The 24,500-nt window shown below is 70.9% G+C and carries 20 protein-coding genes and 3 pseudogenes; 12 read left to right on the top strand and 11 right to left on the bottom strand.

All coding sequences use genetic code 11. The features are described from left to right. Positions 1–89 precede the first annotated feature (89 nt). The 4 genes and pseudogenes from ACFW2G_RS29415 to ACFW2G_RS29400 form a co-directional block, all read right to left on the bottom strand. Complete coding sequence (locus tag ACFW2G_RS29415) at positions 90–518, bottom strand: helix-turn-helix domain-containing protein (protein WP_384454582.1); 429 nt, start codon at positions 516–518, stop codon at positions 90–92. Positions 519–542: 24 nt separating this feature from the next. Continuing rightward, positions 543–1,621: pseudogene (locus ACFW2G_RS29410) on the bottom strand (ISL3 family transposase); the annotation flags it as partial. A 126-nt stretch (positions 1,622–1,747) separates the two neighbouring features. Then, a complete protein-coding gene (locus ACFW2G_RS29405) occupies positions 1,748–2,245 on the bottom strand; it encodes a hypothetical protein (protein WP_384454585.1) in 498 nt (165 codons plus the stop codon). Positions 2,246–2,353: 108 nt separating this feature from the next. Further along, positions 2,354–2,746 carry a hypothetical protein gene (locus tag ACFW2G_RS29400; RefSeq protein ID WP_384585038.1) on the bottom strand — a complete coding sequence of 131 codons (393 nt, stop codon included), beginning with the start codon at positions 2,744–2,746 and terminating at the stop codon, positions 2,354–2,356. A gap of 265 nt (positions 2,747–3,011) precedes the next feature. Between ACFW2G_RS29400 and ACFW2G_RS29395 the strand changes: the two genes are divergently transcribed. Together ACFW2G_RS29395 and ACFW2G_RS29390 are read left to right on the top strand one after the other, a co-directional pair. Beyond that, positions 3,012–3,320, top strand: coding sequence for a hypothetical protein (locus ACFW2G_RS29395; protein WP_384454591.1), 309 nt, complete (start codon positions 3,012–3,014; stop codon positions 3,318–3,320). Further along, a complete protein-coding gene (locus tag ACFW2G_RS29390) occupies positions 3,317–3,838 on the top strand; it encodes a hypothetical protein (protein WP_384454594.1) in 522 nt (173 codons plus the stop codon). Before ACFW2G_RS29395 ends, ACFW2G_RS29390 begins: the two co-directional genes overlap by 4 nt. A 51-nt stretch (positions 3,839–3,889) precedes the next feature. Here ACFW2G_RS29390 and ACFW2G_RS29385 read toward each other — a convergent pair whose 3' ends face one another. Both ACFW2G_RS29385 and ACFW2G_RS29380 read right to left on the bottom strand, forming a co-directional pair. Then, the gene (locus ACFW2G_RS29385) at positions 3,890–4,096 is read right to left on the bottom strand and encodes a hypothetical protein (RefSeq protein WP_384454596.1); all 207 of its coding nucleotides are present in this window, start codon (positions 4,094–4,096) and stop codon (positions 3,890–3,892) included. A 14-nt stretch (positions 4,097–4,110) separates the two neighbouring features. Beyond that, a pseudogene (locus tag ACFW2G_RS29380) lies at positions 4,111–4,523 on the bottom strand (transposase); the annotation flags it as partial. 354 nt (positions 4,524–4,877) lie between these two features. On the opposite strand from ACFW2G_RS29380, the gene ACFW2G_RS29375 reads away from it, so the two are divergent. The 5 genes and pseudogenes from ACFW2G_RS29375 to ACFW2G_RS29355 all read left to right on the top strand — a co-directional run bounded on the left by ACFW2G_RS29375 (position 4,878) and on the right by ACFW2G_RS29355 (position 14,253). Beyond that, on the top strand, positions 4,878–5,972 hold the full coding sequence (locus tag ACFW2G_RS29375) for a sugar ABC transporter substrate-binding protein (RefSeq protein WP_384585041.1): 1,095 nt from the start codon (positions 4,878–4,880) through the stop codon (positions 5,970–5,972). Positions 5,973–7,978: 2,006 nt separating this feature from the next. Beyond that, the gene (locus ACFW2G_RS29370; RefSeq protein WP_384585044.1) at positions 7,979–10,117 is read left to right on the top strand and encodes a PIG-L family deacetylase; all 2,139 of its coding nucleotides are present in this window, start codon (positions 7,979–7,981) and stop codon (positions 10,115–10,117) included. 1,108 nt (positions 10,118–11,225) lie between these two features. Further along, positions 11,226–11,627 (top strand): annotated as a pseudogene (locus ACFW2G_RS29365) (DUF4158 domain-containing protein); the annotation flags it as partial. 307 nt (positions 11,628–11,934) lie between these two features. After that, complete coding sequence (locus tag ACFW2G_RS29360) at positions 11,935–12,867, top strand: hypothetical protein (RefSeq protein ID WP_384454647.1); 933 nt, start codon at positions 11,935–11,937, stop codon at positions 12,865–12,867. 3 nt (positions 12,868–12,870) lie between these two features. Continuing rightward, a complete protein-coding gene (locus ACFW2G_RS29355) occupies positions 12,871–14,253 on the top strand; it encodes a transposase (protein WP_384585047.1) in 1,383 nt (460 codons plus the stop codon). Between the two features lie 90 nt (positions 14,254–14,343). Here ACFW2G_RS29355 and ACFW2G_RS29350 read toward each other — a convergent pair whose 3' ends face one another. After that, positions 14,344–14,514: a hypothetical protein gene (locus ACFW2G_RS29350; RefSeq protein ID WP_384454608.1), complete on the bottom strand. Its 171-nt coding sequence runs from the start codon at positions 14,512–14,514 to the stop codon at positions 14,344–14,346. 237 nt (positions 14,515–14,751) lie between these two features. Between ACFW2G_RS29350 and ACFW2G_RS29345 the strand changes: the two genes are divergently transcribed. From ACFW2G_RS29345 to ACFW2G_RS29335, 3 genes are all read left to right on the top strand, one after another. Then, entirely contained in the window at positions 14,752–16,047 is a 1,296-nt protein-coding gene (locus tag ACFW2G_RS29345) for a TrkH family potassium uptake protein (RefSeq protein WP_384454611.1), read from the top strand. Beyond that, positions 16,040–16,729, top strand: coding sequence for a potassium channel family protein (locus ACFW2G_RS29340; protein WP_384454614.1), 690 nt, complete (start codon positions 16,040–16,042; stop codon positions 16,727–16,729). Before ACFW2G_RS29345 ends, ACFW2G_RS29340 begins: the two co-directional genes overlap by 8 nt. 156 nt (positions 16,730–16,885) lie before the next feature. Beyond that, positions 16,886–17,893, top strand: a complete 1,008-nt coding sequence (locus tag ACFW2G_RS29335; protein ID WP_384585050.1) for a recombinase family protein — start codon at positions 16,886–16,888, stop codon at positions 17,891–17,893. 42 nt (positions 17,894–17,935) lie between these two features. Here ACFW2G_RS29335 and ACFW2G_RS29330 read toward each other — a convergent pair whose 3' ends face one another. Then, positions 17,936–19,348 carry a hypothetical protein gene (locus ACFW2G_RS29330; protein ID WP_384454620.1) on the bottom strand — a complete coding sequence of 471 codons (1,413 nt, stop codon included), beginning with the start codon at positions 19,346–19,348 and terminating at the stop codon, positions 17,936–17,938. A 252-nt stretch (positions 19,349–19,600) separates the two neighbouring features. On the opposite strand from ACFW2G_RS29330, the gene ACFW2G_RS29325 reads away from it, so the two are divergent. Continuing rightward, a complete protein-coding gene (locus tag ACFW2G_RS29325) occupies positions 19,601–21,187 on the top strand; it encodes a DUF6056 family protein (RefSeq protein ID WP_384585053.1) in 1,587 nt (528 codons plus the stop codon). Between the two features lie 243 nt (positions 21,188–21,430). Here ACFW2G_RS29325 and ACFW2G_RS29320 read toward each other — a convergent pair whose 3' ends face one another. The 3 genes from ACFW2G_RS29320 to ACFW2G_RS29310 all read right to left on the bottom strand — a co-directional run bounded on the left by ACFW2G_RS29320 (position 21,431) and on the right by ACFW2G_RS29310 (position 23,793). Beyond that, positions 21,431–21,643: a hypothetical protein gene (locus tag ACFW2G_RS29320; protein WP_384585056.1), complete on the bottom strand. Its 213-nt coding sequence runs from the start codon at positions 21,641–21,643 to the stop codon at positions 21,431–21,433. 238 nt (positions 21,644–21,881) lie between these two features. Further along, positions 21,882–22,364: a lamin tail domain-containing protein gene (locus ACFW2G_RS29315; RefSeq protein WP_384585059.1), complete on the bottom strand. Its 483-nt coding sequence runs from the start codon at positions 22,362–22,364 to the stop codon at positions 21,882–21,884. Positions 22,365–22,809: 445 nt separating this feature from the next. After that, positions 22,810–23,793 carry an MsnO8 family LLM class oxidoreductase gene (locus ACFW2G_RS29310; RefSeq protein ID WP_384454629.1) on the bottom strand — a complete coding sequence of 328 codons (984 nt, stop codon included), beginning with the start codon at positions 23,791–23,793 and terminating at the stop codon, positions 22,810–22,812. A gap of 313 nt (positions 23,794–24,106) precedes the next feature. Between ACFW2G_RS29310 and ACFW2G_RS29305 the strand changes: the two genes are divergently transcribed. Then, positions 24,107–24,500, top strand: a 394-nt coding sequence (locus ACFW2G_RS29305; RefSeq protein WP_384681102.1) for a hypothetical protein, incomplete at its 3' end; no start/stop codon positions are given.

The following is a 24,500-nucleotide window of genomic DNA, read 5'->3' as shown; positions in this document are numbered from 1 at the left end:
CCCGCATCTCAGCATGGACATGTCTAGCAGGTGTCCGGCATGGCGATCAGTACCACGATCGAGCGATCACGAACCGAGGAAGAACGGACTTAACGTCCTCTGAGACCGAACGCTTTCCAGATCCGGCCGACCGAGGACTTCGACAGTCCGCTCTCGGCTGCCATCGAAGCCCTCGACCAGTGCGTGGCGTCCTTCGGTGACCGCTCCAGCGTGGCGACGACGACCTCCTCGACCCGGTCATCGGTGATCTTCCTCGGGGCGCCGGGCCGGGGCTCGTCCACAAGTCCTTCCATCCGGCGCTCCAGGAAGCGCCGCCGCCACTTGCCCACGGTCTGCGGCCAGATACCGAGCTCGTCGGCAACCTGCCGGTTCGTCTTGCCGTCCGCACACCCCAGCACGATCCGGCACCGCTGAGCCAGCGCCTGAGAGGACTTCGCCCGCCGCGACCAGCGCACCAGTGTCGCCCGCTCATCCTCGGACAACACCAGCTCGGCCATCGGCCGCCCCATCTTCACCATGGAGACAGCCTACTAATTCAACGAACTCCCGGCGCAGGACACTAGTTGGGTCATCGCGGGGCAGGCGGCGGTGAGCTCGGCGAGGAGGGCCGTGTCCTTGTCCCGGAGGCGGTCGGGGTGGGTGAGCAGGAGGCGGTCGCGGTCGGGGTCGACCAGGGTGGGCCGGTATCGCGGTGCCCGGCGCAGGGCCTCTGGTTCGCGGGTGCGCGCGTAGCGCTTGACAGTGGTCAGGGCCAGGTTCAGGCGGCGGGCGCATATTCGAGCAGGCCGACGCCCTTGTTCAGGAGGTCGTGGATCTGATGCCAGCGTTCGCGTGTCATTCGCTCGTGCACGCCGGCCGGACGGGGCGTGTTGGCGGTGGCCCAGCAGGCGCTGTGGGAGCGGACCTCGGCCAGGGGCTTCTCACACAGGTTCTTCCACAGGTGCCAGTGGTCGCTGACCTGCGCTGCTTCAGGGAGGGCCCGGCGCACGGCCTCGCCGTAGGCGCCGGATCCGTCGCGGCAGGCGATCTCGACGCCGGGATGCGCGCGCAGCCACTGTTCCAGGGTGTCGGCACCGCGGCCCAGGAGCACATCGACCCGCTCGCCGGTCTCGGCGTCAGTCAGGACAGTCGCGTAGCGGTGGCGGCGCTTGAGCGCGAAGCCGTCGACACCGAGAACGCGCGGCACCCTCACCACGGGCAAGGGCAGACGGGCCAGCAGCCGCAGGGCCGTCGAGCGGGATATCGCTGTGGCCAGGACACGGGAGAGGCGGGCGCACGCCCGGCCCGCTAACTCTTTCACTACCTGACCGAGCTGGTCGGCGAGTCGACGTGTGCGCCGCTGATAGCGTTCGATCAGGCCTGGGACCTGTTCACGGAACGTCTGCCGGGGGCAGCCCAGGACCGGGCAGACCAGGCGCCGGACCTGTACCGACACCACGACCCGCCTGCCGTCCGCCGGCACGTCCGCGATCGTACGTCGGTGGATGCCGTGCACCCGCCTCGTCGGCTGCCCGCACACCGGGCACGGCACCGCCTCTTCCCGGGTCCGGGCCGACACCCGGATGAACTCGCCCTCGCCCGTCACAGCCTCGACGACCAGCGGTGACAGTCCCGAAAACACCACGCCCACAAGCTCGTTGACATCTCGCATGCAACATCAACGGCGACCCGTCACCCGTCGTTGCCGCCGATTACGGGACAGAGCCGTTGGATTGACAGCCCTGAAGCTCGCCCCACCGTGCTCCAGTCAGCGGGGGCAGGCGGCACCGTACGGCCTGCGATGTGTTCGCGGAGGCGTCGGGTCAGTTCCGGCAGGTCGTAAGGCAGGAAAGCTGACCTGCAGGAGGCGCAGGGCGAAGTCCGATGGCTGGTCGCCCTGAAACATTGCCGCGTCCATCGGCTTGATCTTCACGTCCCAGGCATCGGGGGCAGCCCAGTGCGTCATCCGCACGTAGAAGGCATCCCGCGGTCCGGCATTTGCTACGGCCGAGAGGAAGGAGAGTCCGCTGTCGACCGGAAAGTCGATGAGCATCCAGCCGCGGCGGGACTCCACCCACTCCGCCATGTGCGGCAACTTCCCTGGCCAATCCGAGTTGCTCTCGGCCAAGTCCTGGCAGCACGTGCACGTGTCGATGCCACCCTCCCAGATCGCCTGGATAGCTGCTGCGAGCTGCTCGTCGATCTGGGCATGGAGGTTGTCCACCCGGACGAGAACGGTGGGATGCGTGCCTTCGTAAGACGTCATCGCAGGAGCATAGAAGCGGAGTACGACATCAGAGTAGGCGGAGCCCGCCGGCAACATGCTCTGCTTCAACCGGCCGCGCACCCGCTAGCCGGGCACCCCTGGGAGCCCTCAGTGCCTCAACGACTGCACCACGACCCCCGCCGACAGTAGGAGTCCGGCACCGGCCATCACCCTGGCGGCGGTGGGGTGTTCGCGCGGGTCCGCCCCGGTTGCCAGCAGGAGCTGCAGCGCCGAAGGGAAGAACAGGAACATCCCGGCCATCGCGCCGATGAACGACCACAGCACCAGCAGCGCCGCGATGGTGCCCGCGACGTAGACGAAGCCGGACGGCCGGGCGTACAGGAACAGCGGCACGGAGACCACCGCGGCGGTCGCGAGGGCGAGCGCCGGGATGCTGGAACCCGCGAACCACACGATCAGCACCGGTAGGGGGGTGACCACGGCGCACAGCACGAGGCCGAACTGCCATGGATGAATACTCGCTCGCGCAGCAGCCTGCATGACCAAACCCCCGGACTCGGTATCTTGAACGTGTTCAAGATACCGGATCATCCGGGGGTGTGCCGTTAGCGGGTGCACCGGCCAGCTGGACAGCAGGTCGGCGCACCAACCGCTACCCTGCGTGACAACAGCAACGCTCACCGGGGCCAACTAGGGCGTGCGTCGAAAGTGGATGAGAGGCAACGCTGTGGCGGACTGGTGCGTCCATGGGATTGCCGGACTCTGCTTGGCCGGGGTGTTGAGGGGGGGGCTCGTGGAGCGGGGGATGGGGAAGCAGGACGCTCCAGAGCGAGAGCTGAACGCTTACGAGAAGGTTCTCGCAGAGGACCGCCGCGTCATGCGCGAGATGTTCCGTGTGAGCATCGGCGGTGCCCATGCCGGGCTCGTCGTGGTGGTCTTTATCGTGGTCTTGTTCGCTGCCTTTGGCGGCACCGCATGGGCTCTGATCGTTGGCGGAGCTGTTGCGTTCTGGTTCACCGTCGCTCTTGCTGCAACTGTGGGTGGCGGTCGCCGCGGGTGGACCGCGGTCAAGCGCGCTTACATCCTGACTTTCGGCTGGGCCAGCTGGCTGTGATCGTCGGCGAGGGTGCGCTCGACGCGGGCAGGCTGCATCGACGGCTCCGTCCGTCACAGCCATTCTCCGATCGCGGCGACAAGGACGGTGGCTTCGAAGCGGACGGCGAGCTTGTCGAGGCGGGTCGCGGCCGCCCGGTGCCTTTTGAGGCGGTTGATGCCGCACTCGACCGCATGGCGTTCGCGGTAGTCGACCGGGTCGAAGCGTGGCGGCCGGCCTCCGCGGGAGCCGAGCTTTCGACGGTTGCGCGCCTGGTCGGCCTTGTCCGGGATGGTGCAGCGGATCCCGTGGCGGCGCAGGTAGGCGCGGTTCTTGCGGGAGCGTTAGCGTTGTCTGGCCCGCACCCGATTGGGGCGGACGCGTGGCCGGCCCGGCCCGATGTGGGGCACGCGGACCTGCTCCAGCACGGGTTCGAGCTGCGGCGAGTCGCCGCGCTGCCCGGCCGTGATCGCGATCGACATGGGCTTCTGGCCCTGCTCAACCGCCAGGTGCAGCTTGGTGGTGAACCCGCCGCGTGAGCGACCCAGTCCATGATCATCCAGCTCGGTGAACACACCGCCCGACGGTTCCTACTGCAGGTCACCCCGCTTGCGGGCCCCGGCCGCATGCTGGTGGGCGCGGCAGGCCGTGGAGTCGACGCTCAGGTCCCACGTGATCTCCCCCTTCGCGTCGGCCAGGGACTGCAGCCGGGTCATGATCCGGTGCCAGGTGCCGCTCCGCTGCCACCGGCGGAACAGGTCGTAGATCCGGCTCCTCGGCCCGTACGCGACGGGCATGTCCCGCCACGGAGCGTGAGGCCGTGGGCGGACAAGGAGGGGCCATCTCGTCCACGCCGGTCAGCCGGCTCTGCCGTTTCTTGACGATCCGCGGCTCGAAGCTGCCCGCCCGGTCCCTGGGGACGTCAATCTCGACCGGACCGGCCTCGGTGACCACGGTCTTCGAACGAGTGCCGTTCCGTGTGTTGCCCGCCCCGGTCTTCTCGTGCTTCTCGTGCCCGAGGTGATCGGTGATCTCGCCCTCGCGAGCGGATTCGATGATCGTCTTCGTGAGTTGCTGCGACAGGCCACCCTGTCGGGTCAGCCTGATCCCGTCGGCTTTGGCCCGGTCCACCAGCTGGCTGATCAGCGGGTCGTCCAGAGCGTCCGGCGCCCCGGCGGGCTTCATTCCCTCCACGGCCTCAGCCGCGATCGTCACGTCTGTCATCAGGTGTCACTTCCCGTTCGAAGATCCACCGTTGACCGTACAGATCCTCGCGTGTCGTGGTCCGTCGGAACGGTTGGGGGTTGGGGAAGGTGTTGGGGTTTTGCTGGAGTCGTCTGTGGCGTTTTCGTGTTAGGTGTCGACCGTTGATTGGCTCGGGTTTGTTCAGGAGTTGATGTCATGGTTGGGGTTGGGTGGTTTCGGTTGGGGGAGTGTGCTGACCGGGTGTGGTGGGGCAGTGTGGTGACAGCGTTGTCATCTTGTTAAGGGTTCACTTCTTGACGGCGGTGTGTGGGGGCGCGTTGACTGCGTCCACTTTGGCCGTAAGGACACGGCCCTGTTAGGGAGGCTCACCTCGTGAATGTGTATCTGGGGCGTGCCCCCGTTGCTTTGGCTGTCGCGGCGCTTGCTGTCACGGTTACCGCCTGTGGTACTACGGATGGCGCCGCTGATGCCGGGAGTAGTGATGCGGTCAGGATCGGTCTGCTGCTGCCCGAGAACGAGACTGCGCGGTACGAGAAGTTTGACAAGCCGCTGATGGAGAAGAAGGTTGCCCTGCTGACCCTCGGCAAGGGCAGGGTCTTCTACGCCAACGCGGCGGGGGATGCGGCCAGGCAGAGTGCCCAGGCCGACGAGATGATCAAGGACAAGGTCGACGTTCTGGTCATCGACGCGGTGGACTCCAAGGCGATCGCGGGCGCGGTGGTGAAGGCCAAGGAGGCCGGCATCGCCGTGGTCGCTTACGACCGCCTGGCCGAGGGCCCCATTGACGCGTATACGTCCTTCGATAACGAGGACGTCGGCCGCGTCCAGGGCAAGGCCCTGCTCGCGGCCCTGGGTGATCGGGCCAGGACCGGCAGGATCGTCATGATGAACGGCGCGGTCACCGACCCCAACGCTGCCAGCTTCAAGGCCGGTGCTCGCTCCGTCTTGGACGGCAAGGTGAACGTCGGTAAGGAGTACGACACTGTCGAGTGGAAGCCGGAGAACGCAGGTACCAACATGGCGGCCGCGCTCTCCGTGCTCGGCAAGGACAAGATCGTCGGTGTTTACTCCGCCAATGACGGCATGGCTGGCGGTATCATCACCGCCCTCAAGGCCGCCGGCGTGTCCCCGCTGCCCCCGGTCACCGGTCAGGACGCCGAACTCGCCGGCGTGCGGCGCATCGTGGCAGGCGAGCAGTACATGACTGTCTACAAGCCCTATGCCCGCGAGGCCGAGGCCGCCGCTGAACTCGCCGTCCTCCTCGCTCGGGGCGAGAAGATCGACGGGATTATCAACCAGGTGGTCAGCAGTCCGACCGCCAAGCGCATCCCGGCCGTCCTCATCCCCGGCACATCGGTGACCCGTGACAACATCCGCGCCACCGTGGTCCTCGATGGTGTCTACACCATCGACGAGATCTGCACCGACGCCCTCAAGGCCACCTGCGAGGAGATCGGCCTGAGGTAACACCCGCCCGCGGGAGGGACATGGGCAGGCGCACCCCGGCGGAGGAACCGGCGGCGGCACACGAGGCACACAGGCGTCAGAACCCCACCGCCCACCCCACCGCCCACCCCACCGCCCACCCCACCGCCCACCCCACCGCCCACCCCACCGCCCACCCCACCGCCCACCCCGCACCCCCCCGGGCCTCCGCACGCTTCGCGCACCCGTACTCCCCGTGTGTTCGTGCGGCTGGCAGGACCAACCCGCCAACCCGCCAACCCGCCAACCCGCCGGCCCGCCGGCGCCGTTCGGGCACGCGCCGCGCACCCGGCCCGGCCCGGCCTGGCCCGGGTGGGTGTGTCGGGTGCTCCTGCCGGCCGGCGGTCCCTGCCCGCAGGTGGGGCCGGCCAAGCCGGCGTACGGCACCGCATCGCGGCGGTCGGGCAGGCCGCTCCGCCCCCGCCGCGTCTTCTGCCTCACCCCTGCCTCGTTTTCGGCTGCGCCCCTGCCTCGGCCTGGCTTCGGCCGTGCCCGCGGTCTCGGGGCCGGGGGGTGCCGGCGCTGGTGAGGTGCCCTTGTCGTGGTCGGTTCGTCGGCTGGGCCTGAGGCGTGGTGTCGTCGGCTGTCGGCCCGGGGGGTGGGGGAGTGGGGTCCGGTGCTGGTATTGGCGTCTTGCGTCCAGCCTGGGCGTAGTGGCGCCGGGTTCCGTGGGCGCGTGGTGTTGGTGGGATTGTTGGCTGTGTGTTCGTGTTGGCCCGGCCGCATGCCGTTTGTGGTGCTGGGGCCCTTGTGGTGTGCCGCCCGGTGTGGCAGGGGCCCGGGTGCGGCGGTTCCGGGCCGCTCTGCTCTGCCCGTCCCGGGCGTAGCCCTCGTCCGTCCTCGGGTCTCCGGCGTCGGCCCGCCGGCGCCCTGTCCGGCCGGACGGGGTGTCGGGACGTGCCCTGCCCGGGAGCAACCTCCGTACTGTCTCGGTGTCGGGGCCGCCGGTTTCGGCGGGTGGGTCAGGGTGGTCGCTGGCGGAGTCGGCCTGCCTGCGTATCGGGTTTCCGTTGTGCCGGTGCGTCGCCACACCGCTCGGGGCGCTGCCGCGGCGGGCGGCGGGCGGCGGGCGGGGGGCGGGGGGCGGGGTGCATCTGCTGCGGGCGGCGTCGGTGCGCCGAGACTGCTCGCGGTGCTCCCCAGCGTCGCCCGCGGCCGCACCGGCGGGTGTGCCGGTCGGGAGCTGCACGGCAGCGCGCCGGTCCGGCGGCACCGGCCACCAACCCCCCGCCCGTCCATCAGATCCCGCCCGTCTACCAGCCTCCTGCCCGTCCATCAGATCCCGCCCGTGCGCCGCGCCGCGCCGAGCCGGGACGCGCCACGCCACGCGGCGCCGGGGTGATCGCCCCGCCCGGCCCCGGCCCCGGCCCTGGCCCTGGTCCCGGCCCTGGCCCTGGTTCTGACCCTGGTTCTGGCCCTGGTTCTGGTTCGGGACCGGCGCTGTGATGCCCGCCGGCGGCCCTCGTGCCGGCTGCCCCTGTACCGGCTGCCCTCGTACTGGCGGTCTCCGTACTGGCCGGTGTGAGCGACCTCACCGCCGCCCCGCGCGACCGCATGCCTGCCCGTTCTCCGGCCGTCCGCTGGCCGGCGCACCCGTGAAGGAATCCGTACGGCCTGCTCCCGCCCGTTCCGTAGCGCTGTAGTCCCGCAGGGCCTGCGGCGACTGTTGAGAATCCCTCGGGAACTCACGGAAACCCGTACACGCCCGGCAGCGGCACACCTGCCGGCCCGGAGCGACCCCCGGCGGTGACGCACGCCATGCCACCCCTCGCCGCACCCCCACCCAACACCCCCAAATGCGGACATATAGCCTATATATCGCATTCAACTGGTTTGTTTTCATATGCCGCATGAGGGTGTGTCAGTGGAAAACCTGCCGGGCATAATCGGCCCCGGTCGTCTCCGGAAGTGCTCGAGCCGTCGGGGCCCCGACCCCCTCCGCCCTTCGGCGCACCCCCGCACCGGACCGACCCCCAAGGCGCCCGCAGATGTCCCTGGCCAGCCGCACCCGCACCGCGGCCCTGCTCGCCGTGCTCACCGCTGGCGCCGCCGGGATCACCACCTGGGCCTACGGATACACCAGCACTCCCCGGCCCGCGGCCCCCCACACCCTCCAGCGCCCCAGTGTGACCCAGGGCACGGTCCTCCAGGTCGTCGCGCACCCCGACGACGATCTCTTCTTCATGAACCCCGACCTCAGCCGCTCCATATCCACCGGCGTCAAGGTCACCACCGTCTACCTGACCGCCGGCGAGTCCGACGGCAGGAACGAAGCCCACAGCCCCCACCTGCAGGACCCCACCCGCCCCGCTGACCGTGCCGCCTACGCCGAAGCCCGCCAGAACGGCATACGCGCCGCCTACGCCGAGATGGCCACCGGCCGCCGCACCAGCGCCTGGCAGCGCACCCTGGTACCCACCACCGGCGGCGGCAGCGCCGAGATCGACATCCTCCTGGACCGTCCCGAAGTCAACCTGGTGTGGATGCAGATGCGCGAAGCCCGCAGCATCTCCGGTGACAACCCCGACAGCCTGCGCGGCCTGTGGGACGGCACGATCCCCGCCCTCGGCTCCCAACTCGCCTCCGGCACCCCCGTCACCACCCCCTTCTCCTACACCAAGGAACAGGCCGTCCAGGCCATCGCGAACGTCTTCGCGCTCTACCGGCCCACCACCATCCGCACCCAGGACCCCACCCCCGGCCGCACCCGGCCCGCCGGCGCCTTCCTCGACCACCAGGACCACATGTACGGGGCCCGCTTCGTGCAGGCCGCCACCGAACGCTACGCCGCCTCCACCGACCGCCCGCACTTCTCCATCCAGAACTACGTGAGCTACCCCAACAGCTCCCTGCCCCCCACCCTCGACGCGAAGGCCGCCGAGGAGAAACTCGGCTACCTCAAGACCTACGCCTGGAGCGACCACCAGGACTGGTGCGGCAGCCCCGCCGGCTGCGGCGACCGCAAGACCGCGACCCGTCCCACCGGCGCCGGATGGAACCAGACCATCCGCTACAGCCGCGGCGAGAGCACCACCTGGATGACCGAAGGCACCCCCGGCCGGCTCTACGCCTTCGCCGCCCTGGACGGCCAGATGGCCTACTGGACCCGCCCCACCCCCGACGCCGACTGGCAGGGCCCCGGCTTCCTGCCCGCCACCGCACCCGGCACCACCATCGACCCCGGCGCGTCCACCACCCGCCTACCCGACGGCCGCATCGCCGTCTTCGCCACCCGCACCACCCTGGGCAGCACCCCCCAGGACTACCGGCGCGAAGCCGTCTACGCCCTCCAAAACACCCCCGACACCGCCTTCGGCCCCTGGCACAGCCTCGCCACCCCCGACACCACCGCCGCTCCCGACATCATCGCCACCGGCGCACCGACCGCCACCGCGGACGCCACCGGCCGCATCACCGTCTACATGCGCGACTCCCGCCGCACCCTGCACACCCGCACCCAGCCCGCCCCCGACACCGCCTTCGGCCCCTGGCAGTCCCTGGGCGGCACCGGTCTGCAAGGCGACCCGGTCACCGCTACCGACAGCGCCGGACGCCGCCACGTGTACGCGGCCACCGACCGCACCGTCCTGGCCTGGACCCAACCCGCCCCCGGCGCCCCGCTCGCCGGACCCTTCCCCACCGGCCTGCCCGCCACCACCGGTGTCCTGTCTGCGACACCACACGACGACGGCATCCTCCTCACCTTCCGCCGCCCCTCCACCGGCACCGTCACCACCACCCTGGCCACCACCGCCGGTGCCGCCCCTTCCTTCTCCCCACCCGCCGAAGCGGGCGCCGAAGGCGGCTACGGCGCCGTCGCCGCCGCTGGCCACCTCCTCGCCGGCCGCGCCGCCACCGGCACCGCCGCCGTCACCCTCCCCGGCCAAGCGCCCCTCTGGCCCGAGTCCCAGATGCTCTACACCGGCGCCCCGGCCGCCATGACCGCACCCGACGGCACCGGTCTGGCCGCCGCCCTCGGCCTGGACGCCGACCTGCACCTGACCACCACGCCCCCGCCCACCCCCACCCCCACCCCCACTCCGGTCCCCGGCGGACCCGCACCGTCCGTGCCCTGGCACCGCGCCGTCACCCCCACCGCTGTCGCCCAGGCCGTCCGCCACGAATAGCCACCCCGCGTGAGCGACGATGACCACCCGGGCCACCCCGGCCGTCCTCGCCATTGCTGCCGTCCGAGGCGGCCCGCTCGACCACCTCGGGTCAGATCGCGGCGGCCGGCCTTCGCCCCCCACCGCCCGCCCCGCCTGCCCGGCCTGCCCGGCCTTGGCCACCGGCGACCGGGGCCGCCGTGACCGCTTCCCGCACCACCCGCCTGCGCCCCACGCACGACGGTGCCCCTGCGCCGCCCCGCCCTCACCACCCTCCCCGCCACCGCCGCGGCCCGCACCGCCGCCTGCCCTGAGGACACCGCCCCGGCCCGGGAGTACCCGAGACTCTCCGGCCCCTGAACGACCTCTCCGCCGCCCCGCCCAGGGCTGCACCACCCCCACCCCCGCCCCCCACCTGCCCCGTCCCCGCCCCTCACCTGCCCCGCCCCGGGCCTCGACCGCCTCGCCGCCCCCCGGCCCGGCGCGCCTGCACCGAAGCCCTTCGCCTCCCCTTGCCGTCCCCACTGGCCTGCCTCGCGGCCGAGAGCGGTACGCGGTACACCGGGCCAGAGCCCCGCGCCCGGCCGCCACCGCCCCGCCCAGACGCCAGCCGCAGGCGCGGCCCAGGACGCGGGCGCAGACGCCGTCCCGCCGGAAGCACCTCCGCCACCCCGCCCCGGAACAAGCACAAGCACCGTCCAGCCCCATCTCTCAGCCCCCAGGACCACAACTCCCAGCCCCAGTCCCAGCCCCAGTCCCAGCCCCAGTCCCAGCCCCAGTCCCAGCCCGAGCCGCAGCCGCAGGCGCAGGCGCAGCGGGTGGTGGCCGCCGCACAGGCGCCTGCGCTGCCGCCCCGCCCCGGGACGTGTCCGCCCCCGCCCCGCCCCGGGAAGTGTCCGCCCCCGCCCCGCCAGACGTCCGCCCCGGGAAACCTCCACACCGCCCCCGACTGCCGGGGGCCTGCGTGTCTGCCCTCCTAGGCCCTGTTCTCCCGAAGCTGCCGCGAAGTGATAAGTAGCTCTCTGTAGCGGATCTGGGGTGGACTTGTCAGCGTTTTCGATCTTCTGGGTTCATCGGGGGCCGTGCTCGGCGACGTTGGTCCGGCCATGACGACCGGAAGGAGCCCGGGGTGCGGCAGGAGTGGGAGCCGGAGGACCTGATCGAGGTCTGGACGCTGCTGGAGGAGGATCAGGAGCGGTTGCGGAACAAGTCGGGGGCGAACCGGTTGGGGTTCGCGCTGTTGCTGAAGTTCTTCGAGGTGGAGGCCCGGTTCCCGGAGAACGCCGAGGAGATCCCGGCGCCGGCGGTGTCGTACGTCGCCCAGCAGGTGAAGGTGCCCGCTGAGGAGTCGGCCGCGTACGACTGGGCGGGGCGGGCGATCAAGCGGCACCGGGTGGAGATCCGGGGCGCGTTCGGCTTCCGTGAGTGCACGGAGGAGGACCAGGCCCAGCTCGCCGAGTGGCTGGCGGTGGAGCTATGCGGGGTGGAGCGGTCGAGGGACCGGCTGGCGGAGGCCGTGGTGGCCCGCTGCCGCAAGGACAGGCTGGAGCCGCCGACGCCGGGGCGTATCGCCCGCCTGGTGGGGTCGGCGGTCAGCACCTTCGAGGAACGGTTCTGCGCGACCACGGTGGGCCGACTGTCTGCAGCGACCCGGTCCCGGCTGGATGACCTGATCGCCGAGGACGCTGACGCGAGCGAGGACAGCACGGGCGGCGGGGGCACGTTCTTCACCGAGCTGAAGGCCGACCCGGGCGCGCTGGGGCTGGACAGCCTCCTGGCGGAGGTGAACAAGCTCCAGCGGGTCCGCGCTGGAGCTGCCGCCGGAGCTGTTCGGGGACGTGTCGGAGAAGTTGGTGGCCGCCTGGCGGGCACGGGCGTCGAAGGAGTACCCCTCGGACCTGCGGGCGGCGGGCGGCCCGGTGCGCTACACGTTGCTGTCCGCGCTGTGCCATGTGCGGGAGACGGAGATCACCGACTCGCTGGTGGAGCTGTTCATCCAGCTCGTGCAGAAGATCAACACGCGGGCGGAGAAGAAGGTCGAGGGCGAGTTCAACAAGGAGATGAAGCGGGTCCGCGGCAAGGAGGGCATCCTGCTGCGGCTGGCGGAGGCGGCGGTCGCCGAGCCGGGCGGCACGGTCCGCAAGACGATCTATCCGGTGGCCGGGGAGTCGACGCTGAAGGCCCTGGCGGCGGAGGCGGCGGCGAACGAGGCCCGCTACCGGGCCCGGGTGCGTACGGTGCTGCGCTCGTCGTACTCGGGCCACTGGCGGCGGATGCTCTCGCCGCTGCTGAACGCGTTGGAGCTGAAGTGCAACAACACCGCTTACCGGCCGGTGATGGACGCGATCGACCTGCTCAAGCGGTATCTGGATCAGCCCATCGCCAGGGAGGGCGCGTTCTTCGATGAGGCGGAGAAGATTCCGCTGGCGGGGGTGGTGCGCGATGAGTGGCGTAAGGCGGTGGTGGACGAGCGCGGCCGGGTGGGAGCGCATCCCGTACGAGCTGTGCGTGCTGGTGGCGCTGCGGGACGCGCTGCGGCGGCGGGAGATCTGGGTGCCGGGCGCGAACCGTTGGCAGAACCCGGAGGACGATCTGCCAACGGACTTCGAGGACAACCGCGATGTGCACTACGACGCGATCCGCCAGCCGCAGGACTCGGAGAAGTTCATCGGGGCCCTTCAACAGTGGTTGCGCGAGGCCCTGTCCCGTTTCGACACGGCGCTGGAGGTGGGAACCACGGGCGGGGTGGACATCGTCCGCCGGCACGGTGAGCCGTGGATCAAGGTCTCGCCGCTGGCAAGCAGGAGGAGCCGGAGAACCTGGTCGCTTTGAAGGCGGAGATCGAACGCCGCTGGGGCACCATCGACCTGATCGACATCCTCAAGGAGGCCGAGTTCGCCACCGGCTTCACGTCCGAGTTCACCTCGGTCGCCACACGCGAGGCGGTACCGAAGGCGGTGCTGCGGCGCCGGCTGTTGCTGGTGCTGTTCGCGCTGGGTACGAACATGGGCATCAAGCGGGTCGCGGTCACCGGCAAGCACGGCGAGAGCGAGGCCGTCCTGCGCCGAGTGCGGCACCTGTTCGTCAACCGGACCAACCTGCGCGCGGCGCTGGTGCGGCTGGTCAACGCCACCTTCGCCGCCCGCGATCAGGCGTGGTGGGGCGAGGGCACCGCCTGCGCGAGCGACTCCAAGAAGTTCGGCTCCTGGTCCAGCAACTTCATGACCGAGTGGCACCAGCGCTACCGCGGCCCCGGAGTGATGATCTACTGGCACGTCGAGAAGAAGTCGCTGTGCGTCTACAGCCAGCTCAAAACCTGCTCGGCCTCCGAGGTCGCCGCGATGATCGAAGGCGTGCTGCGGCACTGCACGGACGTGGAGATCGACCGGCAGTACACCGACACGCACGGTGCCTCCATCGTCGCGTTCGCCTTCGCCCACATGCTCGGCTTCAACCTGCTCCCCCGGCTGAAGAACGTCGGTTCCGCGCGGCTGTACCGGCCGACGGCCGGGGAGGACCAGAAGTGGCCGAACCTGGTGCCGGTGCTGTCGACCAAGACGATCGACTGGGACCTGATCCGCCAGCAGTACGACCAGATCGTGAAGTACACCACCGCCCTGCGCCTGGGCACCGCCGAGGCCGAGCAGGTCCTGCGCCGCTTCACCCGCGGCGGGCCCAAGCACCCCACCTACCGCGCGATCGAGGAACTGGGGCGGGCGGCCCGTACGGCGTTCATCTGCGACTACCTCGCGGATGGCGGCCTGCGCCGCGAGATCAACGACGGCCTCCAGGTCGTGGAGAACTGGAACTCCGCCAACCATGACCTGTTCTACGGCAAGGATGGCGACCTGACCGGCTCCGACAAGGAGTCCCAGGAGGTCTCCATGCTCGCCCTGCACCTGCTCCAGTCCGCGCTGGTGCACGTCAACACCCTGCTCCTCCAGGACATCCTGAGCGAGAAGAAGTGGCGGGAGCGCCTGACCGACGCCGACCGGCGGGCCCTGTCCCCCCTGTTCTGGACGCACGTGAACCCCTACGGACGGTTCGAGCTGGACATGACCTCTCACCTCGACCTCGCCGCCGCGGCGGCGGCCACGCTGCCCGGTCCTCGTATCGCGCCCCAGGCGGCGGGCCTCACGGCCAAGACGCCGTCCTGAAGGCATGGCGAGTCCGGCGTCTTCCCCAGGGCTGCTGTGCCCGGACTGCTGCCAGGGGCGGGCGACGTGAGCGCCAGCCATCGGGGTCAGTCACGGCCGGTAGATCATTTCGATCAGACCGGCGGCGATCAGAGCGCATGCCCCGATGCCCAGCAGCCACAGCAAGTCAGTGAGAGCACCGACGGTGACCAGAACCGCGGCGGCGACCAGGAGTGCGTACTCGATGCGCCGCAGGTCGCGGCCGGGCCCGGAGTGCTTCACCCGGTCGCCTGCGAGCCCGGTACGGACCAGTGAGGGAGGGGTTTGGTGCTGGTCTGAGGTCGCATGGCGCAAGCCTAGACACGGCGCAGGGACCACGGCAGAGTCCGGTGCCGGGAATGGCGGCGGGGTTGTCTATCGTCTTCCAGTGCGAACAATCGTGGTGCCTGTCCGCGAAGCGGAGGGCTTGGAGTGGTGACGCGTCGGTGGCCGCGTCTTCGGCATCCGGCGCAGGCGGTCGTGGCCGGCTTCGCCGCGGCGGTCGCGGCCGGGACCGGTCTGCTGATGCTGCCGGTGGCCAAGGCCGGGCCCGGTGGTGCCGGTGCGATGGAGGCGCTGTTCACCTCTACCTCCGCGGTGTGCGTGACCGGCCTGGTAGTGGTGGACACTCCCGGATATTGGACCGGATTCGGGCAGGCGGTGATCCTGGCGCTCATCCAGGTGGGCGGCTTCGGCATCATGACCTTCGCCTCCCTGCTGGTGCTGCTGGTGTCCAACCGCATGGGCCTGAAAGCGCGCATGACGGCCGCCGCGGAGACCAAGACCCTCGGACTGGGTGATGTCCGCTCGGTCGTGACCGGTGTGGTCAAGGTCAGCCTGCTGCTGGAAGCGGTCACCGCGCTGGTACTGACCCTGCGATTCGCCACCGCCTACGACGAGACCTGGCCTCGCGCGGCTTGGCTGGGCGTCTTCCATGCCGTCTCGGCGTTCAACAACGCCGGATTCGCCCTGTACTCCGACAGCCTGATCGGCTTCGTCACCGACCCGTGGATCTGCCTGCCCATCGCGCTGGCGGTCATCGCGGGCGGGCTGGGATTCCCCGTGCTGTTCGAGCTGCGCCGCCGCTGGCGCCGACCGTGGGCCTGGTCCCTGCACACCAAGATCGTGCTGTGGGCCTCCGGGGTCTTCCTGGTCGGTGGCAGCGCCTTCATCACCGCGATCGAATGGTCCAACCCGGCGACGCTGGGCCCGCTGGACACGCCGGGGAAGCTGCTGGCCGGGTTCTTCCAGGGCGTCATGCCGCGCACCGCCGGGTTCAACAGCATCGACACCTCCCAGATGAACCCCGCCAGCTGGCTGGGCACGGACGTGCTGATGTTCATCGGCGGCGCCAGCGCCGGCACCGCCGGCGGCATCAAGGTCACCACGTTCGCCGTGCTGTTCTTCGTCATATACGCCGAGATCCGCGGCGAGGGCGCGGTGAACATCTTCCACCGCCGCCTGCACGGTGACCTCCAGCGCCAGGCCCTGACCGTGGTGCTGCTGTCCGTCGCGGCCGTTGCCACCTCCACCGTGGCCTTCATGGTCTTCACCGACCACACCCTGGACCGGTCGCTGTTCGAGGTGACCTCCGCCTTCGCCACCGTTGGCCTGTCCACCGGCATCACCGCCGACCTGCACGCCGGCCTGCAGCTGCTGCTGATCGGATTGATGTTCATCGGCCGGCTCGGCCCCATCACCGTCGCCTCCGCGCTCGCCCTGCGCACCCGTGTCCGCCTGTACGACCTTCCCGAGGAGCGACCCGTCATTGGCTAGGAAACCCGCCCCCAAGAAGCGCCGCACCGGACCCCAGGGCTCCGTCGTCGTCATCGGCCTGGGCCGCTTCGGCCGCGCCCTGGCCATGGAACTCGCCGACGAAGAGACCGAAGTCCTCGGCATCGACGAGAAGGCCGAAGTCGTCCAGGCCCTCTCCGGCTCTCTCACCCACGTCGTGCGGGCCGACTCCACCAAAGAGGACGCCCTGCGCCAGCTCGGCGTGCACGAGTTCGACCGCGCCGTCGTCGCCATCGGCACCGACCTGGAAGCCAGCATCCTCACCGCATCGCTGCTGATCTCCTTCGGCATCGAGAACGTCTGGGCCAAGGCCATCAGCGAAGCCCACGGCCGCATCCTCACCCAGCTCGGCGTCCACCACGTCGTCTACCCCGAACACGACATGGGCCAGCGCGTCGCCCACCTCGTACGCGGCCGCATGCTCGACTACATCGAATTCGAAGACGACTTCGCCATGGTCAAAACCAACCCGCCCGCCGACATCATCGGCCTCCCCCTGGCCAACAGCGCCGTCCGCACCCGCTACGGAATCACCGTCGTCGCCATCAAACGCCCCGGCGAAGGCTTCACCTACGCCACCCCCGAAACCGTCGTCGAAGCCGACGACACCATCATCGTCGCCGGACGCACCCGAGCAACCGAACGCTTCAGCGAACTCCAATGAGACCAGACGGTTCTCATAAACGGTCCTTTGCGCGAGCAAGATCAATCACGGGCCGACGAACCCCCGCCGGACCCGGATTCGTTCGCAGAACGCGTTCTCACTCAAAAGTGGGACGGACCCCTTTCTGAGAATTGCATTGTGCGAAAATCCGGGCCCATGACGGACCCTCAGCAGCCCTCCCCAACCGACTGGCCGGACGCCGACGACGTCGAACAGCACGCATGTCCGAAGTGTGACGCCCAGCCCGGCTCGCCCTGCCGCTCCCGCGGCGGCGCGGTCGCCTCTGCCTACCACACCCGCCGCTTCACCATGGTGCCCCGGTTGAAGAAGGCGCTGCGGGTGCCCACCCCGGCCGACCGCGGTCCGGGCCAGCCGTGGTGGCCCGGCACCCCGCCGCCGGCGCCGATCGACCCCGACCTGCCGAGCGCGGATATCCGCATCGGATACGCACGCTGCTCGACGCTCGGGCAGGAACTCGACTCCCAGCTCGACGCGCTCAGCAAGCACGGCATCCCGAGGGAGATGATCTTCGCCGAGAAGATCAGCACCCGGGTGCGGGTCCGCCCGAAGTTCGAGGATGCGCTGCGAACGGCCCGGGAGGTCAAGGCACACGCCCCGCACTGCCGGGTCATCTTCACCGTGTACGAGATGAAGCGGCTTGGCCGCGACGCCGCCGAACTCACCGCGCTCGCAGATCACCTCACCGCCCACGGCCTGGTCCTGGAGATGCTCGCCGGGCCCCTGCCCGGCATCTACGACCCCACCGGCCCCGGCAAGCTGCTGTTCGCATTCTTCGCGGCGATGGCGGAGACCGAGCGGGAGAACATCCGCGAGTCCACGCTCGAAGGGCTCGACACCGCCGCCCGCAAGGGCAAGCACGGCGGCCGGCCCCCGGTCATCACCGACGACATGCTCCACACCGTGCTGCGGCGCCGCGCGGGCGGCGAGTCCGTCGAGCAGATCCAGCCCGACCTGATCATCCCCACCGGCAAACGCAAGGGACGGAACCCCTCCGTCGCCAGCATCTACCGGGCGCTCGCCGAGCACGAGAAGCGGGCGGCGTACCCCGAAGCCGTCGAACTGGCCCACGCCGACTTCGCCGCCCTCACTGGCAGCGAGGTTCCTGCACCTCGCGCAGAAGCCAAGGCCCTAACGACATGCTGAGTTACTTGTCACTTCACGGCAGCTTCGGGAGAACAGGGCCTCCTACCGCTGCAGCGGCGGGGCCGCCATCTCGCCGGCTTCGAGCGCCACCAGCGACAGCAGCACGATCGATGCCGTCCACGCCAGTGGTGCCACCGACGCCGGCCGGCCCTCCTTGTCCACCTTTTCCGGCAGCTCTCCCAGCGCGTTCCGTTTCGACAGCACCCACTCCAGCACCGGCCCCGCCTTCGCCGGCCGGCCCTCCGCGGCCCACGCCAGTGCGAAGAACGCCGTACTGGGCGTCCACGCCACGGGCCCCCACGGAGCCCCCGGGTCATCACCCGGGGTCAGCCCCCCGTTGGGCAGCAGCAGCGCCCGATAGGTCGCATCCAGCGCCGCCGGCACACCCGCGGCCGCCGTATTGAACGGCGGCGCCATGAACGCCACCGCACTGTCACGCCCGTGCCGCCCGTCGACGGTCCGCTGATAGCCCAGCGGCAGGAACCGCTTCGCGATCCCCGCCGACAGTCGCCGCGCCGCCCGCGCCCACCGCACCGCATCCTGCGGCCGGCCCGCCTCCCGCGCCAGGTCCGCCGACGCGTTCAGCCCGGCCAGCAACGGAGCCGCCGTACCGATGTTCGCCGTGGCCGTCATCAACTCCCAGTAGTCCGCGGACGCCGGAGGCAGCCCGTCCGCCCCCAGCGAACCCGCCGCACGGTCGGCCGCCCTGACGATCATCGGATACAGGGCCATCAGCCGCTCCCGACGCCCCTGCGCCGGCGCCGCCCGATACCACTGCCACGCCGCCCACGGCACCCAGCCGTTGGCATCGAGCTGCCACCGCCGGCCGTCCGGCGGACCCGAACCGTCCAGCTTCGTACGCGCCTCCCAGCTGCCGTCCGCACGCTGGGTGGCGGCACTGTGCCGCAGGATCCGGAAGGCCTCCGCGTCATGCCCGGTGTGCGCGAACGCGGCACACGCGAAACTCGAATCCCGCGGCCACGCATACATCCAGCCCGGACTCCACCCCGCCGCCATCGCCCCGTTCGGCCGCAACAGCGCCCGCATCGCCAACAGCGCCCGCCCGGCCGCCGCCCGCTCGGCCGCGGACCTGCCCGGAATCCGCCCGGAGGCCAGCCAGGCCCGGCTCTGCCCGATCTGCCGCAACGCCCGCCCGTCCCCGGCCGCGACCACCACCGACGCCGACCGCCCCGCCGGCAGATACAACCACCGCCCCGACGCCAGCCGCAGCACATTACTGCCCTCCACATACCGGGCACCGGCGGCCCGCGCGGCCGAAACCCCCTCGGCGGCAGCCACATTGGACAGCACACCCACGGTGGGAGCCGTGAACCGCGACAGCGGCGCATGACCCCCCGCACCACACACCGGGAAAGCCGTACCCGCGAGCGCCGCCGCGACCACCGCCCAGCAGCCAAGGACACCGGGCACCGCCACTCCCTCCGCCACACCCACGCCCCGCACACCACGCCCCCGCACACCGGGCGCACCAGCCCGCCCCTGCGGCCCATCCTCGAAGACCACCACCCGCCCCGCCACCACAACCCCGCCGCCCGGGTGAGTAGCCCGCACCCCCACCCGCCCCGCCCGGATGCCGCACACGGCAAACCGTGCACATCATGGGTGTTCGCGGGCCGTGTGATCACCACAGCCGGCGGGGCGCACCGGCCGCCCCTCCCGAGGGGCCCCACTGCGAAGGGGAGACCCATGAGTACCGTGGCGGCCGAGGACGAGGAAGAACACCTGCCCCCCTCCTCCCGCACCGGCCCAAGAACCCACTCCCACCCCCACCCGCTCCGACGCGTCGCCCTGCCCGCCGCCGCGACCCTCCTCGCCGCCGCCGGAGCCCTCGTCGCTGTCGGATGCTTCCTCGGCCTCTACACCCGCCCCGCCTCCGACGACTGGTGCGCCGCCTGGAAAACCCGCGACCTGGGCATCCTCGGTATCACCGCCGACTTCTACACCACCCAGAACGGCCGCATCACCAACGCCTTCCTCAGCGGCCTCCTCTACAGCGGCGGACCGGCCGGCACCAAAATCCTCCCCACCCTCATCACCGTCCTGCTCACCGCCGCCCTGGTCCTCCTCGGCCGCCGCCTCCTGCACGCCCTCGGCCGCACCCCACCCCTGCTGCTCCTGACCGCCTGCGCCCTGACCCTCCAGGCCCTCCTCTACTACGCGGGCACCCGCAGCTACCAGGTCCTGCTGTGGGCACCCGCCACCATCTCCCACACCCTGCCCGGCGTCATCGGCCTGTGGGCCCTCCTGCTGGCCCTGGCCACCATCAACCACCCCCGCCGCGCCGTCCGCACCGCCGGCCTCACCGGCGCCCTCCTCATCGGCTTCGCCCTCGGCACCCTCAGCGAACCCTTCGCCCTCGTCAGCGGCCTGACCGCCACCCTGACCGCCCTGCTGTGCCTGCCCCGCCTACGCCTGACCACCACCTGGCGCCCCGTCACCTGGTGCCTGCTGTGGTGCACCGGCCTCCTGTGCGGCCTCACCGTCCTCTACACCTCCCCCGGCGCCCGCTGGCGCCGCGCCCAACAGCCCGAGAAAGAACCACTGCTCTCCGCGAGCGGACTACGGGCCACCTACGAGGACTGGCTGCGCATGTGGGACACCGTCACCAGCCAGTGGGCCTACCTCGCCGCCGCGGCCGCCGGCCTCCTCCTGGGCCTGGCCGCCGCCACCCTCCGCACCCCCCGACCCCGCCCCTCACCCCCGCCCTCATCCCCGCCCTCATCCCCGCCCCTGATCCCGCCGCCGCCCGGGCGGGCGACACGGGCCGCCCTGCTCCTGCTCCCCCTGCCCGTGGTCATCCTGGGATCGTTCGCCGTCGCGGTCGGCCTGCGCAGCGGATACGGGCCCACCGGCTGGACGTACGCCCGCACCTGGACGAGCTACCTGCTACCCATGGAACTGGCCCTGTGCGGCTACGGAGTCCTGCTCGGCGCCTGGGCCGGCCCCCGCCTGGCCGCCCGCCGCCACCCCACCAGCCCCGGCACCCCGGCAGCCGCCGTCACCGCCGCGCTCTGCCTCACCCTGGCCCCCCTGGCCTCCCTCGTCCCCGCCCTCCAGCAACTCACCACCACCACGGTGGCCCGCTCCATCGCCTGGGACGCCCAGAACGCCCGCATCCGCACCGCCGCGGCACAAGGCGCCACGGACATCGGCTACCGCCCGCTGCCCATCGCCAGCCTCGCCGAACCCTTCTTCACCACCACCTACAGCCGGGACTGGGTCGCCGCCTGCGTCTCCCGCTGGTACGGCATCGACCGCATCCACCGCCGCTGACCCCACCCCCCCACCACACACACCAGCCCCCGCCCGGCCCGCTCGACGCACACCGACCGGGCCCGGAGGGCAGACCACCCCCACCGCGGACTCCTCCCACCGTCCGGCCCACACAGCCCCTCCAAGACACCGCCAGCGCCCCCTGCCCCTGCCGCAGCCACGCACCACGAGCGGGTCCGGCCGCAGGCCCGCCCGCCCGGGACCGGCCCGCCCCTCGCCGCGAGACCCGCCCCGGTGGCCGGGTCAGGCCTCGCGGTCCATCACCCGGCGGGCCGCCTCGGCCTCCGCCGCCGCCGGCGACAACTCGTCGAGGGTGTCGAGCTCGTCGTCCGAACCCAGCTCCTCCTCCCACGCGGCCGCCAGCCGCTCCTGCTCCTCGCGCGGCCTGCCCGCCACGGCCTCCCGCCGGAGCGGCTCCAAAGCCGCCAGAAAACGCCCGACCGCGTCCGCCGTCATGCCGTACTCCTACACATCGTGGGACAGGGGGAGAAGGCGCCGCCCGCCGGGCCGCGCCCGGCCCAGCATCGCCAACCGGCCCCCCGCCACCAGCCCGACACGGCACGCCGCCACCCGAATGCACCCGCACCCACCCACCTGCGCACGACTGCGGGGTGCCACGGCCCGCCCGGCCGTGACACCCCGCCCCCGGGCGGCCGGCGGTCACCGTCCCCGTCGGGGCGACCACCGACCGGGATCAGCCGCGGTGCTGGTGCCCGCGACGGCCCCAGGACTCGGTGTCGACGACACCGCCGCGGCGGTCGCGCAGAGTGGCGGTGTCGCGGTCGTCCCAGATCTGGCGGGTGCGGCCCTGATAGAGGTCGTGGCGGCTGTCGCGGCCCCGTCCGGTGTGGACCTTGACGGCGGAGCGGCCCTCCAGACGGAAGTCGGGGAAGCGGTAGCGGTTGCCCTGCTGGTCGGTGAGGGTGTAGCCGCGGAGGTTGACGCCGCTCCGGCCGGTGTTCCTGATCTCGACCCATTCACGGTTCAGGGCGCGGTTGGAACGGTCGCCCCGAACCGGGCTGTCGTGGCTGACGTCGCCGATGACGAGGGCGGAGTGACGGCCGTGGTGGTCGCGGCGGTGGTCGTCCGCCGCGGCGGGCACGGCGGCGGCTCCGGCAAGGGTGCCGGCCGCCAGGACAACGGCGAGGATACGGCGGATGGCGGGGGAAGCGGACATGGAGGAAGAACCCCTTCGACGTCGACGAACGGCCCCGACCGGCACCAGCACACACGGACACGAATACGCATACGGGTGCTGCCGGTCTGGCCTGAAAAAATCCCGGCGCTGGCCGAGGAATCACACTCTGGCCCCCAGCGACCCCCGGACACCGCCCGCCCGACCCCCGTTTCCCAATCCGGATATGTCCGTAACCCTCCCTTGTATCGGGCAACCGTCAAGCCCCGATTGACGCCCTGAACACGACAGTTCGCCACCCGCCGTGACACGCCTGCGCAGCAGCCCCCCACCGCCCAAGCCCCGGCACCCGCCACGACCCACACCCCTACGCCGAACGGGTGCACGGCCCTGTAACAGCCACCCCCGCCACTCCTTCGCACACGTCTACGGAAACGGTCCCGGCGTACGAGAAAACACCCCGCCACCCCCGCCCCGCCGACACGCCCTACGGCGCCGTCGCCCCCCAGTACTTCCTGACCAACTCATACGAACCGACCCGGTCACGCAGGTCGTAGACAGGCGTGGTCAGCATCAACTCGTCCGCCCCGGTCTCACCCGCCAGGTGCGCGAGCCGCTCCACCACCACCCCTGGCGCCCCGACCGCCTGCTGCGCACGGAAACCGTCCAGCGCCTGCCGCTCCTGCTCGGTGAACGGATGGACCGCCGCCTGCGCCGGCGTGGGGAACGGCACCTCGCTCAGCCCCTTCAACAGCCCGGCCTTGACGACGTTCATCGGACCCGCCCGCCACACCGCCTCCTCCTGCGTCGGCGCACACACCGTCTCCACACACAGCAGCACCCGGGGCCGCTCGCACCAGCGCGACGGGGTGAACGCCGCCCGGTAACCCTCCACGGCCGCAAGGGTGTTGTCCGGGCGAATGTGATGCGCGATCGCCACCGGCAGACCGAGCGCCGCGGCGAGAGCGGCCCCCGCGACACTGGAAGCCAGCAGCCACGGCTCCGGCAGCGGCCCGAGCGCGACCTCCTCCACCAGGAACGACAAGATCGCAGCCACGTCGTCGCGGTACTCCGCGTCCGACGCCGGCCCCGCCCCACGGCGAAGCGCCCGCGCGACACCCTCGTCGAACGTGCCCGGACCACGCCCGACACCCAGATCGATACGGTCCTCATGCAAGGCGGCCAGCGTCCCAAACTGTTCCGCCAGCATGATCGGCGCGTGGTTGGGGGCCAGCACCCCGCCCGAACCGAGACGGATCACCGAGGTCGAGGCAGCCGCGTGCGCCGTCAGCACGACCGGCGGGAACGCGCCGATCGCGGGGGAGTGGTGATGCTCCGCGTACCACAGACGGCGATAACCCAGCCGCTCCACCTCCTGAGCGAAAGCCGCGGTGTCCCGCAGGGTGTCCACGGCGCGGGTGCCCGTCTGCACCATCGCGACTTCCAACGCTGAAAGAGGTATGTCGAGCATCCCGTCAGCATAGGGATCACCCTCCCCGACAACGCCCCCGATGATCGTTTTCGCGCCATCCCGGACGGCCGCACCCGTCGGCCGGATCCCCCAAGCTCTCCGAATAACCCGCATGCGCGAAAACGTCAAGCCCCGAATTATCGGAACATGACCGCCGCCACAGTGAATGGGCTTACTGGTTACGCGGCCCCACCGGAAAGCCAGAAAGTCGCAAAGCCGGAGAGGCCGTGGACGCGATGGAAGCAACCCCACATCGCGGAGGCCGCGAAATGACGGGCCCTTTCAGGGTTCAATTCCGATCAGGAGAAAAACCATGAACCGTAAGTTCGAGACGTCCCAGCCCCGCCGCAAGCGCCGAGGTTTCCGCCTCGCGACCGCCGTGGCGGCCGCCGCCATCGCCGGCGGGATCCTCATCCCCTCGACCTCCGCGATGGCGGCCCCCACCACATCGGTGGAAAGCGTCGTCAGCCACAGCAAGCACGACCACAAGAAGCACGACGGCAACCACCACGGCAAGAAGAAGAAGCGCAACAAGGGCGGCAACACCCAGGGCGGTACGCAGGGTGGCGGTAACGGGAACACCCAGGGCGGTACGCAGGGTGGCGGTAACGGGAACACCCAGGGCGGTACGCAGGGTGGCGGTAACGGGAACACCCAGGGCGGTACGCAGGGTGGCGGTAACGGGAACACCCAGGGCGGTACGCAGG

Origin of the sequence: Streptomyces sp. NPDC058880 (assembly GCF_042742535.1) — a bacterium.
Lineage (GTDB): Bacteria > Actinomycetota > Actinomycetes > Streptomycetales > Streptomycetaceae > Streptomyces.
The sequence above is the reverse complement of the archived record's forward strand: the minus strand, read 5'-3'. Positions and strand labels throughout refer to the sequence as shown.